The organism is Lysobacter enzymogenes, from assembly GCF_017355525.1.
Lineage (GTDB): Bacteria > Pseudomonadota > Gammaproteobacteria > Xanthomonadales > Xanthomonadaceae > Lysobacter > Lysobacter enzymogenes_C.
This window is the reverse complement of the sequence record NZ_CP067395.1, coordinates 5,339,856-5,352,264: the sequence shown is the minus strand read 5'-3', so window position 1 is coordinate 5,352,264 and position 12,409 is coordinate 5,339,856. Positions and strand designations below refer to the sequence as shown.

The following is a 12,409-nucleotide window of genomic DNA, read 5'->3' as shown; positions in this document are numbered from 1 at the left end:
CGTCCGCTCCCGGACCGATCCACTAGACAGGTCGCCCCGGCAGTCCGCACCGCGCGCGCGCGCCTTCATATCGCCTCGCTGTAATGCCGCCCTATCGCCGCCGCGGCGCGCACTCCACGAGATCCCATGAACGCTGTCACCCGCCTTTCCCCGGTCCGCACGCCCCTGGCCTGCGCCCTGCTCGCCGCGCTGCTGCCGCTGGCCGGCCACGCCGCCGCGCCCGCGGCCGACGCGGCCGCCGGCGCGCCGGCGGAAAACGCCGAAGCCACCAACCTCGACGCCATCTCGGTGATCGGCCACCGCGACACCCGCCAGGTCCAGCACGTCGGTCAGGTCGAACTGCAATCGGTCGCGCCCGGCACCAATCCGGTCAAGGTGCTGGAGAAGCTGCCCGGCGTGCATTTCGTCAGCTCCGACCCGTGGGGCAGCTACGAATGGTCGAACCGCATCGCCATCCGCGGCTTCGCCCAGAACCAGCTCGGCTATGCGCTCGACGACATCCCGCTCGGCGACAACAGCTACGCCAACAACAACGGCCTGTCGCCGAACCGCGCGATCCTGCCGGAGAACATCGCCGAACTCGAACTCGCCCAGGGCGCCGGCGCGCTGCGCATCCCCTCCACCAGCAACCTCGGCGGCGCGCTGCTGCTGCATTCCTCCGACCCGGCCGCCGAATTCGGCGCGCGCGCCGGCTTCGCCTTCGGCGACAACGCCACCCTGCGCAGCTTCGTGCGCGTGGACACCGGCGACTTCAACGGCTTCAGCGCCTATGTCTCGGGCATGCGCAACGAAGCCGACCGCTGGAAAGGCGCCGGCGTGCAGGAACAACAGCAGTTCAACGGCAAGGCCGTGTACCAATGGGACCAGGGCCGCGTCGCGCTGTGGCTGTCGAACTCGCGCCGCAACGAAACCGACGATCCGGATCTCTCGCTCGACCTGATCCGCCGCTGCGGCTACGGCTGGGACAACTACGCGCCCGACTGGCAGCGCGCGCTCGACGCCGCCAACGGCCGCTTCAGCGGCTGCGCGAAGACCAAGGACGACGCTTACTACCTCGCCCGCGGCCTGCGCAACGACGACCTCGCCGCGCTGTCGGGCGAATTCGACCTCAGCGACTCGCTGCGCCTCAACGCCACCGGCTACTACCACCGCAACGAAGGCCAGGGCCACTGGTTCACGCCCTACATCAGCTCGCCGACGATTCCGATGGCGCTGCGCATCACCAGCTACGACATCGAACGCAGCGGGCTCAACGCGCGGCTGAGCTACGCCGTCGGCAGCCACACCTTCGAAGGCGGCTTCTGGTTCGAAGACAGCGTGCACGGCGCCGGCCGCAGCTTCGTCAATATCGCAGGGCCCATCGACGACCAGCGCTTCTTCGGCCAGGACGAGTTCGCCCAGCGCCTGTTCCGCCAGCGCTTCGACACCCGTACCCGCCAGTGGTATTTGCAGGACAGCATGCGTTTCTTCGACGAGCGCCTGACCGTCAACGCCGGCTTCAAGGGCCAGGACGTCGTCACCGACGGCAAGGTCGTCGTGGCCGGCCGCGCCGGCGGCCGCCTGAGCGCGCGCGACAGCTTCCTGCCGCAGCTCGGCGCCTCGTGGCAGTTGAACGAACGCAGCGACGTGTTCGCCAACTACGCCGAAAACCAGGCCGCGTTCCGCCCCGGCGTCAACGGCGCCTGGTCGCTGACCCAGGCCTCGTTCGACCTGAGCCGCGCGAGCGCCAAGCCCGAGCAGTCCAAGACCCTGGAACTGGGCTGGCGCTACGGCGACGGGCATTACCAGTTGTCCACCACCGTCTACGGCGTGAACTTCGACGACCGCCAGTTGGTGATCGTGCCCTGCCCCGGCGTGGTCAGCTGCCCGAACCAGTTCGCCAACGTCGGCAAGGCGCGCACGCTCGGCGGCGAAGTCGCGTTCGTGTGGACGCCGAACGAGCACCTGCGCTGGCTGACCAGCGTCGCCTACAACGATTCGCAGTACCGCTCCGACTACGTCAGCGGCGGCAAACTCGTGCAGGTGCGCGGCAAGCAGATGGTCGACACGCCGAAGCAGTTGTTCGCGACCGAACTGAGCTATGGCCTGGGCGAGGTCGAACTGCGCCTGGGCGGCAAGTACACCGGCAAGCGCTACTACACCTACAGCAACGACGCCGGCACCGACGCGTTCTGGCTGTGGGATGCGGGAGTGAGCTGGCAGAAGCGCGACCTGGGCCAGATCAAGTCGCTGCGGGTCGGGCTCAACGTCTACAACCTGTTCGACAAGACCTATGTCGCCACGCTCGGCAGCAACGGCTTCCGCGATTACGACCCGCAGGGCACCTTCCAGACCTTGCTGACCGGCGCGCCGCGGCAGTGGTTCGTGTCGGTGGATGCGCAGTTCTGAGGAGGCCTTGCGCGCTCGTCCGGCCGCGCGGCCGGGCGAGCGCGGCGTTTGCCGGCCGCCTTGGGCCGCAACCGCGCCGCGATCTCCCGGATCGCCTAAAATGCCGCACCGCTGCTACCCGCCCCGTCCGCAATGCCCCAGCCGCTCCCCCGCATCGCCGTCCTCGCATCGGGCCGCGGCAGCAACCTGCAGGCCGTACTCGACGCGATCGCCGCGGGCAGCCTGGCCGGCGAAGTGGTCGGGGTGTTCTCCGACAAGCCCGCCGCGGCGGCGCTGCAACGGGTCGCGCCGGCGCTGCGCTGGTCGGCCGCGGCCAAGGCCTATCCCAGCCGCGAGGCCTTCGACGTCGACCTCGCCGACGCGGTCGCCGCGGTCCGCCCGGACTGGGTCCTGTGCGCCGGCTACCTGCGCATCCTCGGCGACGCCTTCGTCGAGCGCTTCCGCGGCCGCACCCTCAACATCCATCCCTCGCTGCTGCCCAAGTATCGCGGCCTGCATACCCATGCGCGGGCGATCGAGGCCGGCGACGCAGAGCACGGCGCGAGCGTGCACTTCGTCATTCCCGAACTCGACGCGGGCGCGGTGATCGCGCAGGCGGCCGTACCGGTGCAGGCCGGCGATACGCCCGAGCTGCTGGCCGAACGCGTACTCGGCGTGGAGCACCCGTTGCTGCTGGCGGCGATGCGCCTGGCGGTGTCGGGCCGGCTGGCTGAACACGGCGCAACCGTGCAGGTCGATGGTCATCCGCTATTTACGCCGCTGCGTTTAGATTTCGCCGGCCGTCTGAGCGATCCCGCCAGCGGCGCCGCGGTCTGAGCCCGCGGCCGCGCCGTCGGCGCGGCGCCGTTCCCATCGCAGCGCTTCATCGCACGTCCCGCACCGACCGACCGCACCGCCGCACCCTCCCCTCCGCGCCTCGCGCCCCTGGACCCGCCCGCGTCGTCATGAAGCCCTTCCTGCCCCTGCTGCTGGCCGCGCTGGTAGGCGCGGCCGCGCCCACCAGCGCGCTGGCGCTGGAACCGTTCGTGGCCAATTACCAGGTGTTCAACGGCGGCAAAGCCCTCGGCGACGCCACCATGCAGGTCAAGCCCGAGAACGGGCACTGGCGCATCGACCTGGACATCCGCGCCGAGCACGGCATGATGAGCCTGGCCGGCGCCGCCGCGCAGCAGACCACGGTGTTCGACGTCGTCGGCGACGCCTACCGCCCGCTGAACCAGACCATGGTCCGCAAGGTCCTGTTTTCCAAGCGCAAGATCGAAGGCAACTACGACTGGACCCAGCGCAGCGCGCAGTGGAGCGGCGACGTCAAGGAACACCGGCGCCAGCCGATTCCGCTGCAGGACGGCGACATGAGCGGGCTGCTGATCAACCTCGCCGTGGTCCGCGACGCCCAGCCCGGCAAGACGTTGAGTTACCGATTCGTCGATTCCGGCCGCGCCCGCCCGCACCAATATGTGGTGCAGCAGGAGCTCGAAGGAGTCAAGATCGACGACATGAGCTTCAACGCGATGCGCGTGAACCGCGTGCAGAGCGGCAACGAGGAGACCTCGATCTGGGTGGTGGACGGCGTTCCCACTCCGGTGAGGATCCTGCAACGCGAAAACGGCCAGGACACCTACGATCTGCGCCTGGTCGAATACAAAGGAGTCAACGAGCAATGACGATCCGCCATTCCGCCCATTTCTTCCGCCTGGCCGCATTGGCCGGCGCCCTGGCCGCGTTCAGCGCGCCGGCGCTCGCGGTCAAGCCGTTCAGCGCCGACTATTCGGCCAGCTACATGGGCATGCAGGGCGCCGGGCGCATGACCGTGTCGCAGGCCGACGGCAGCCGCTGGAAGTACGAACTGGCCATCACCAGCCCGCTGGCCGAACTGCGCCAGACCACCACCTTCGACGAGGCCGGCGGCAAGCTGCGCCCGCTCAGCGGCAGCGACACCAGCAAGGTGCTGACCAAGAAGAAGAACATCGCCGCCAGCTACGACTGGACCCGCGGCGTGGCGACCTGGACCGGCGACATCAAGCCCGACCGCGCCGGCCCGATCAAGCTGCAGAGCGGCGACCTCGACGGCCTGCTGGTCAACCTGGCGATCGTGCGCGATGCGGCCGCGGGCAAGCCGATGAGCTACCGCATGGTCGAGGACGGCCGGATCAAGGAACTCAGCTACACCGTGGTCGGCAAGGAAGCGATCACCGTCGGCGGCAAGTCGCAGCAGGCGACCAAGGTCTCGAGCAAGAACGGCGACAAGGAAACCATCGCCTGGGTCGTCGCCGACGTGCCGGTGCCGGTGCGGATCCTGCAGCGCGAGAACGGCAACGATGCGATCGACCTGCGGGTGCAGGCGGTGCGTTGAGTTTCGACGCAGCGAATCGCGCGAACGAAAAGCCCCGCGAATGCGGGGCTTTTTGTTTTCGGCCGCCCGCCGCCACCGTCCGCATCCCGCGCCGCATTGCGCCTTGCTCCCTCTCCCGCTTGCGCGAGAGAACCGGGGTGAGGGGATGAGCGCCGCAGGCGCGAATGCTTCGGCTCGCGAGCCGCGAAGGCGCGGGCAAAAGCGCCCTCACCCTGCCCCTCTCCCGCAGGCGGGAGAGGGGACAAAAAAACCCGGCGAATGCCGGGTTTTTTCGTCGCCGCGCAAGCGCCGATCAGTCGATCAGTCGATCCGACGGATCTTCGCGCCCAAGCCCGACAGCTTCTTCTCGATGTTCTCGTAGCCGCGATCGAGGTGGTAGATGCGGTCGATCGTGGTCTCGCCCTGCGCCACCAATCCGGCCAGGATCAGCGAGGCCGAGGCGCGCAGGTCGGTCGCCATCACCGGCGCGCCGCTGAGCTTGGCCACGCCGCGCACCACCGCGGTGTGGCCGTCGACGCGGATGTCCGCGCCCAGACGCAGCAGTTCGTTGACGTGCATGAAGCGGTTTTCGAAGATGGTTTCGTTGATCACGCCGGCGCCTTCGGCGGTGCAGTTGAGCGCCATGAACTGCGCCTGCATGTCGGTCGGGAACGCCGGGTACGGCGCGGTCACCAGATCGACCGAACGCGCGCGGCGGCCGCCCATGTCCAGGGTGATGCGGTCGCCGTCGACCTCGATCGTCGCGCCGGCGTCGCGCAGCTTGTCCAGCACCGAATCGAGCGTGTCGGCGCGGCTGCCGACGACGGTGACGCGGCCGCCGGTCATCGCCGCGGCGACCAGGAAGGTGCCGGTCTCGATCCGGTCGGGCAGCACGTCGTGGCTGCCGCCGTGCAGTTTCTCGACGCCGTGCACGACGATGCGGCCGCTGCCGGCGTTCTCGATGCGCGCGCCCAAAGCGTTGAGGCAGTCGGCCAGGTCGACGACCTCCGGCTCCATCGCCGCGTTCTCCAGCACGCTGGTGCCTTCGGCCAGCACCGCCGCCATGAGCACGTTCTCGGTGCCGGTGACGGTCGCCACGTCGAACACGAAGCGCGCGCCCTTGAGCCGGCCGCGGCGCTGCGCCTTGATGTAGCCGTTCTCGACCACGATCTCCGCGCCGAGCGCCTGCAGGCCCTTGATGTGCTGGTCGACCGGACGCGAACCGATCGCGCAGCCGCCCGGCAGCGACACTTCGGCTTCGCCGTACTTGGCCAGCAGCGGGCCCAGCACCAGCACCGAGGCGCGCATGGTCTTGACCAGTTCGTACGGGGCGACGTGGCTGTTGACCGTGGTCGGGTCGACGGTGATCTGCGAGCCCTCGCTGACCACGCCGGCGCCGAGTTCGCCGAGCAGCTTGGCGGTGGTCAGCACATCGTGCAGGCGCGGCACGTTGCGGATGGTCACCGGCGCGTCGGCGAGCAGGGTCGCGCACAGGATCGGCAGGACGGCGTTCTTGGCGCCGGAGATCTGGACCTCGCCGTTGAGCGGCTGGCCGCCTTCCACCACGATTTTTTGCATTGACGGGTTCGCTGAAGTCGAAAGAGTGATTCGGAACGGCCGGCGCCGGCGCGCTCGCGCGGCCGGCGGACGGACAGAAGATAACGTGCGCGGCGTCGCCGCGGCAGCGCGACCGCCTAAGCGGATCGCCGGGCGCCCATGGTAGAAGCAGGCGCGGCCGGATGAGTGAGGCGACGGTGAAGTCGCGCCGCCGGGCCGGGCCGGCCGCGGCGGCCGGGCCGGCTCAGGCGGCTTCTTCGGGGGTCAGCGTCTTCAGCGCCAGGGCGTGGATTTCGCCGCCCATGCGCTCGCCGAGGGTCGCGTAGACCAGGCGGTGGCGGGCCAGCGGCAGTTTGCCGCGGAAGGCTTCGGCGACGACGGTGGCTTCGAAATGCACGCCGTCGTTGCCGCGCACCTGCGCTTGCGCGCCCGGCAGGCCTTGTTCGATCAGGGAGCGGATGGTGTCGGCGTTCACGGCGAAAACCTCTTGGCTGGACGGGCCGGCGCCTGCGCCGGCAAGGAATGGAGGGTGGCGGCGGCCCGACGCATCCGGCGCGGTTCGCCGGGGAACGGACCCGGTCCGGCCTCGAGCCGTTCCTTCCCGGATCGGCCCCGGATCGGCCCCGGAACGAGCCGCGACTGGGCCGCGACCGGGCCCCGGGCGGGCCGGGCCAGGGCTGGAACGGGCGGTATACGGGAATCCCGGCGGCGGCGGAGTTGCCGGCAGGGACGGCGCGGGGCGGTCGAACCGCTTAGAATTGGCGGCTTAGCCTAGCCGAAAGCCCCGGTCACCGGAATGGCGGCCGCCGCAACGGCCGGTTTCACAAGGTCGGTTTCGCAGGGCCGACGCCACAGGCGGCCGCGCCGGCCGTCTCCACGACCGCCCCCGGCCGCCGCTACGCACGCTCCCGCTTTTCGCAACACGTTCGCAGCACGCCCCCGCTCAGTTCCCAGGACCGCCCCGCCCCATGACCCAGCCCGCCCCCGCCCGCGCCGCCTGCGCCACGATTCCCGCCGGAGCCGAAGCCGGCCTGGCCGAAAGCGGCCGGCGCGTGTTCGCGATCGAGGGCCAGGCCCTGGCCGCGGTCGGCGAGCGCATCGACGGCGACTTCACCCGCGCCTGCCAGCGCATCCTCGCCGCCAGCGGACGGGTGGTCTGCACCGGCATGGGCAAGTCCGGCCACATCGCGCGCAAGATCGCCGCGACCCTGGCCTCGACCGGCACCCCGGCGTTCTACGTGCATCCGGGCGAAGCCGGCCACGGCGACCTGGGCATGATCACCGACGCCGACGTGGTGCTGGCCTTGTCGTACTCCGGCGAAAGCGACGAAGTGCTGATGCTGCTGCCGGTGCTCAAGCGCCAGGGCAATGCGGTCATCGCGATGACCGGGCGGCCGCAGTCGACCCTGGCGCGCGAGTCCGACATCCACCTCGACGTCAGCGTGCCGGCCGAAGCCTGCCCGCTCGATCTGGCGCCGACCTCCAGCACCACCGCCTCGCTGGCGATGGGCGATGCGCTGGCGGTGGCGCTGCTGGAAGCGCGCGGCTTCACCGCCGACGACTTCGCCCGCTCGCACCCGGCCGGCGCGCTCGGCCGGCGCCTGCTGCTGCACATCACCGACATCATGCACGCCGGCGACGAAGTGCCGCGCATCGGCGCCGACGCCAACGTCAGCGAAGCGCTCGCGGAGATGAGCCGCAAGCGCCTGGGCATGACCGCGGTGGTCGACGCCGACGACCGCCTGATCGGCCTGTACACCGACGGCGACCTGCGCCGCACCCTCGACGACCCGGGCGTGGACCTGCGTTCGACCCGGATCGAGGAAGTCATGACCCGCGCGCCCAAGACCATCGGCGCCGACGCGCTCGCGGTCGAAGCTGCGCAGTTGATGGAAACGCACAAAATCAGCGGCTTGCTGGTCGTGGATACTGAACGCCGCGTGGTCGGTGCGCTCAACATTCACGACCTGTTGCGAGCGCGGGTGGTTTAAGAGCCGAGATTCGGGATCGGAGATTCGGGATTCGCGAAGCGGATCCGCAGCCCATCCCGTCCGGCCTCCTTCCGAATCCCTAATCCCCAATCCCTAATCCCGTGCCCTACAGCCACCTCAACGACTACCCCGCCGACATCCGCGAACGCGCCGCGCGCATCCGCCTGGCGTGCTTCGACGTCGACGGCACGCTCACCGACGGGCGGCTGACGTACGACGACGGCGGCCGCGAATACAAGAGCTTCCACGTCCAGGACGGCCAGGGTCTGGCGCTGCTGCGCAAGCACGGCATCGCGGTGCATTTCGTCACCGCGCGCGGCGGCGCGATCGCCGCGCACCGCGCGGCCGAACTCGGCGCGAGCTCGCACGGCGACGTCAAGGACAAACTGGTCTGCGTCAAGCAGATCGCCGAAAGCCTGTCGCTGACGCTTGAGCAGGTCAGCTTCATGGGCGACGACCTCGCCGACCTGCGCATCCTGCCGCACGTCGGCCTCGCGGTCGCGCCGGCCAACGCGCATCCGTGGGTGCGCGAGCGCGTGCACTGGCGCACCCATGCGCGCGGCGGCGAAGGCGCGGCGCGCGAGCTGTGCGATCTGCTGCTCGGCGCGCAAGGCCATGCCGAAGCGATCCTCGACGGAGCGTTGGGATGAACTGGCGCTTCCTCTCCACCGTGGTCCTGCTCGCCGCCGCCGCGCTGACCGGCTGGGCGTGGTGGTCGCAGCGCGACAAGCCGGCCGCGGGCAAGGCGCAATCGCGGCCGGATTACGTGCTGACCGATTTCAATGTGGTCGTGCTCGACCAGGAAGGACGCGAGTCCTTCACCCTGCGCGCGCCGAAGCTGACCCGCAATCCGGCCGACAAGACCATGGACGTGACCACTCCGCTGTTCCTGATTCCGGCCAAGCCGGGCAGCAACGGCGGCCCGTGGGAAGTGCGTTCGCAGCGCGGCTGGGTCAACGCCGAAGGCGACGAAGTGCGCCTGCGCGGCCAGGTCAAGGCCGACAGCACCAACGCCGACGGCAAGCCGGTCAACATCGCCACCGAAGAACTGAACGTCTTCCCCGACACCAACAAGGCCACCTCGGCGGTCGCGGTCAACATGATCCAGCCGGGCACTATAATCAGCGGCCTGGGTCTGGATGCCGATCTCGAGACCAAGAACATCGTCCTCAAATCCAACGTCAAGGCGCGCTATGAAGCGAAAGCCCGCTAATCTTCCGGCCCTGTGCCTGGTCGCCCTGTTGCTGGCGCCGGTCGCGGCCGCGCACGCCCGCTCGTCCGACCGCAATCAGCCGATGAACGTCGACGCCGACTCCAGCAGTTGCTCGACCGCCGACGACGGCCCCTGCGTGCTGACCGGCAACGTCAAGGCCGTGCAAGGCACCCTGGTCATCAACGCCGCCAAGGCCGACATCCGGCGCGCCGGCGGCGACATCAGCACGGTCCAGCTGACCGGCAGCCAGGCCACGATCAAGCAAGAGCTCGACGACGGCTCGCCGTTCAACGGCCGCGCCAACAAGATCGACTACGACATGCCCAAGGACACCGTCGTGCTGACCGGCAACGCCTTCGTCGACAAGGCCGGCGACACGATCAAGAGCGAGCGCATCGTCTACAACATGAAGTCGGGCCAGGTCGAAAGCGGCGGCACCGGCGGCCGCGTGTCGATGCAGTTGCAGCCCAAGAACAAGGACGCCGGCGCCGCGCCCGCGCCGTCGGCGCCGAAGCCCGCGAGCAAGCCCGCGCCGGCCAAGCCCGCACCGGCCAAGAAGGGAGGCGGCTGATGCTGGTCGCCCAGGGCCTGCGCAAGGCGTACCGCCAGCGCGAGGTGGTGCGCGATTTCGGCCTCACCCTCGACGCCGGCGAAGTGGTCGGCCTGCTCGGCCCCAACGGCGCCGGCAAGACCACCTGCTTCTACATGATCGTCGGCCTGGTGCCGGCCGATGCCGGCTCGATCGTGCTCGACGGCAAGGACATCACCACCGAGCCGATGTACGCGCGCGCCAAGTACGGCGTCGGCTATCTGCCGCAGGAACCCTCGGTGTTCCGCAAGCTCAGCGTCGCCGACAACCTGCGCCTGGTGCTGGAGCTGCGCGAGGACCTCGACCGCGCCGGGATCGACCGCGAGCAGGCCAGCCTGATGGAAGAACTGCAGATCGGCCACGTCGCCGACCAGCTCGGCGCCAGCCTGTCCGGCGGCGAGCGCCGGCGCGTGGAGATCGCGCGCGCCCTGGCCACGCGGCCGCGGCTGATGCTGCTGGACGAACCCTTCGCCGGCGTCGACCCCATTTCGGTCGGCGAGATCCAGCGAATCGTGCGCCACCTCAAGAATCGCGGGATCGGGGTGCTGATCACCGACCACAACGTGCGCGAAACCTTGGGCATTTGCGATCGTGCGTATATCCTGAACGACGGTGGCGTGCTCGCGCAGGGGGCTCCGGACGCGCTGCTGGCCAATCCCGATGTCCGTCGCGTATACCTGGGCGACTCCTTCCGTCTGTAACCTCGAGCGGTCTGCAACTCGAGCGGTTCCGGGCGTGAGGCCACGCCCGCGATGCGCGACTCCGGCCGCCCGCCATTGCGCGGGCGTCCGCCCAACCGGTCGCGTCCTCCATCGATCATGAAGCCCCGCCTCCAAGCCTCTCTCGGACAACAGCTGGTGATGACGCCGCAACTGCGGCAGGCGATCCGCCTGTTGCAACTGTCGGCGGTCGAGCTGGAGGCGGAACTGGCGAGCGCGGTGGAAAGCAATCCGCTGCTGGACTGGACCGAACCGACCGCGCCGGAACCCGGCGAGCCGGTGCACGCGTCCACCATCACGTCTTCGTCCTCGTCCGAAGACGGCGCCGGCAGCGGCGGCGACGGCCCCAATCCCGACGCCACGCCCGAGCCGGAATGGACGGTGGACGACGGCGAGACCTGGTACGAACGGGTCGGCCCGTCCGACCACGACGACGACTCGCCCGCGGCCGAACAGGTCGCCGATGCCGAGACCCTGCTCGACCACCTGCTGTGGCAGTTGCACCTGAGCCCGCTGTCGCAGCGCGACCGCAGCATCGGCGTAGCCATCATCGAAGCCATCGACGACGACGGCTACCTGCGCGAGCCCTTGCAGGCCATCGCCGATTCGTTGGCGCCGGAGCTGACGGTCGGCGAAGACGAGGTCATGACCGTGCTGCATCAGGTGCAGCGCTTCGACCCGGTCGGCACCGGCGCGCGTTCGCTCGGCGAATGCCTGAGCCTGCAACTGGGCACGCTGTCCGACGACACCGCCGGCAAGGCCCTGGCCTTGCAGATCGTCGCCGGCCCGCTGGAGCGGCTGCCGCGCGTCGGCGCGGCCGGGCTGGCCGCCGAGCTCAAGCTCGATACCGCCGAGGTCGAGACCGCGGTGCAGTTGCTGCGCTCGCTCGACCCGCGCCCCGGCGCGCAGATGGGCGCGATTTCGACCGACACCTATGTCACTCCGGACGTGGTGATCTGGCGCCAGCACGGCCTGTGGCGGGTCGCGCTGTCGGAAGCGATGCGTCCGCGCATCAGCATCCACCGCGGCTACGAAGGCATGATCCGCCACGCCAGCGCCTCCGACGCCAGCTATCTGCGCGGCCACCTGCAGGAAGCGCGCTGGCTGCTCAAGAGCCTGGAAGCGCGCGGCGACACCTTGCTGAAAGTGGCGCGCTGCCTGCTCAAGCAACAGGCCGCGTTCCTCGAATTCGGCGACAGCGCGCTGCGCCCGCTGACCCTGCGCGAGGTCGCCAACGAAGTCGGCCTGCACGAATCCACCGTCTCGCGCGCGATCGCGCGCAAGTACGCGCGCACCCCGCGCGGCACCGTGCCGCTGCGCGCGTTCTTCGCCTCCGGCATCGAGACCGGCGCCGGCGGCGAGGCCTCCAGCACCGCGATCCAGGCGATGATCCGGCGCCTGATCGAGGCCGAGAACCCGCGCAAGCCGCTGTCCGACGCGCGCCTGGCCGAGACCCTGAAGGCCACCGGCGTGCCGGTGGCGCGGCGCACCGTGGCCAAGTACCGCGAGGCGATGAGCATCCCGTCGTCGCAGGACCGCGTGCGCATGGCCTGAACGGCCGCGCCGCCGCGCCCGCGCGCGACCGGCGCGCGGGCTTCTCAGCTATCGACGCGACCGGGC

12 protein-coding genes are annotated in these 12,409 nt (G+C 69.9%); 10 read left to right on the top strand and 2 right to left on the bottom strand.

Going from position 1 to position 12,409, the window contains the following annotated elements; translation table 11 throughout:
• The first annotated feature begins 126 nt into the window (after positions 1-126).
• The 4 genes from JHW38_RS22590 to JHW38_RS22575 all read left to right on the top strand — a co-directional run bounded on the left by JHW38_RS22590 (position 127) and on the right by JHW38_RS22575 (position 4,741).
• Positions 127-2,388, top strand: a complete 2,262-nt coding sequence (locus JHW38_RS22590) for a TonB-dependent receptor (RefSeq protein WP_207523529.1) — start codon at positions 127-129, stop codon at positions 2,386-2,388.
• Positions 2,389-2,520: 132 nt separating this feature from the next.
• Complete coding sequence (gene purN, locus JHW38_RS22585; protein ID WP_207523528.1) at positions 2,521-3,204, top strand: phosphoribosylglycinamide formyltransferase; 684 nt, start codon at positions 2,521-2,523, stop codon at positions 3,202-3,204.
• Positions 3,205-3,332: 128 nt separating this feature from the next.
• On the top strand, positions 3,333-4,052 hold the full coding sequence (locus JHW38_RS22580; protein ID WP_207523527.1) for a DUF3108 domain-containing protein: 720 nt from the start codon (positions 3,333-3,335) through the stop codon (positions 4,050-4,052).
• Positions 4,049-4,741, top strand: a complete 693-nt coding sequence (locus tag JHW38_RS22575) for a DUF3108 domain-containing protein (RefSeq protein WP_207523526.1) — start codon at positions 4,049-4,051, stop codon at positions 4,739-4,741. Before JHW38_RS22580 ends, JHW38_RS22575 begins: the two co-directional genes overlap by 4 nt.
• A 300-nt stretch (positions 4,742-5,041) precedes the next feature.
• Here JHW38_RS22575 and murA read toward each other — a convergent pair whose 3' ends face one another.
• Both murA and JHW38_RS22565 read right to left on the bottom strand, forming a co-directional pair.
• Positions 5,042-6,298: a UDP-N-acetylglucosamine 1-carboxyvinyltransferase gene (murA, locus tag JHW38_RS22570; RefSeq protein ID WP_207523525.1), complete on the bottom strand. Its 1,257-nt coding sequence runs from the start codon at positions 6,296-6,298 to the stop codon at positions 5,042-5,044.
• Positions 6,299-6,521: 223 nt separating this feature from the next.
• Positions 6,522-6,752, bottom strand: coding sequence for a BolA family protein (locus JHW38_RS22565; RefSeq protein ID WP_207523524.1), 231 nt, complete (start codon positions 6,750-6,752; stop codon positions 6,522-6,524).
• Positions 6,753-7,245: 493 nt separating this feature from the next.
• Here JHW38_RS22565 and JHW38_RS22560 point away from each other — a divergent pair, with 493 nt between their 5' ends.
• The 6 genes from JHW38_RS22560 (at position 7,246) to JHW38_RS22535 (ending at position 12,343) form a co-directional block, all read left to right on the top strand.
• Positions 7,246-8,268, top strand: coding sequence for a KpsF/GutQ family sugar-phosphate isomerase (locus tag JHW38_RS22560; RefSeq protein WP_207523523.1), 1,023 nt, complete (start codon positions 7,246-7,248; stop codon positions 8,266-8,268).
• 101 nt (positions 8,269-8,369) lie between these two features.
• Positions 8,370-8,918: a KdsC family phosphatase gene (locus JHW38_RS22555; protein ID WP_207523522.1), complete on the top strand. Its 549-nt coding sequence runs from the start codon at positions 8,370-8,372 to the stop codon at positions 8,916-8,918.
• The gene (lptC, locus tag JHW38_RS22550) at positions 8,915-9,481 is read left to right on the top strand and encodes an LPS export ABC transporter periplasmic protein LptC (RefSeq protein ID WP_207523521.1); all 567 of its coding nucleotides are present in this window, start codon (positions 8,915-8,917) and stop codon (positions 9,479-9,481) included. Before JHW38_RS22555 ends, lptC begins: the two co-directional genes overlap by 4 nt.
• Entirely contained in the window at positions 9,462-10,052 is a 591-nt protein-coding gene (gene lptA, locus JHW38_RS22545; RefSeq protein WP_207523520.1) for a lipopolysaccharide transport periplasmic protein LptA, read from the top strand. Before lptC ends, lptA begins: the two co-directional genes overlap by 20 nt.
• On the top strand, positions 10,052-10,771 hold the full coding sequence (lptB, locus tag JHW38_RS22540) for an LPS export ABC transporter ATP-binding protein (RefSeq protein WP_207523519.1): 720 nt from the start codon (positions 10,052-10,054) through the stop codon (positions 10,769-10,771). Before lptA ends, lptB begins: the two co-directional genes overlap by 1 nt.
• 117 nt (positions 10,772-10,888) lie before the next feature.
• Positions 10,889-12,343: an RNA polymerase factor sigma-54 gene (locus tag JHW38_RS22535; protein WP_207523518.1), complete on the top strand. Its 1,455-nt coding sequence runs from the start codon at positions 10,889-10,891 to the stop codon at positions 12,341-12,343.
• Positions 12,344-12,409: the final 66 nt, after the last annotated feature.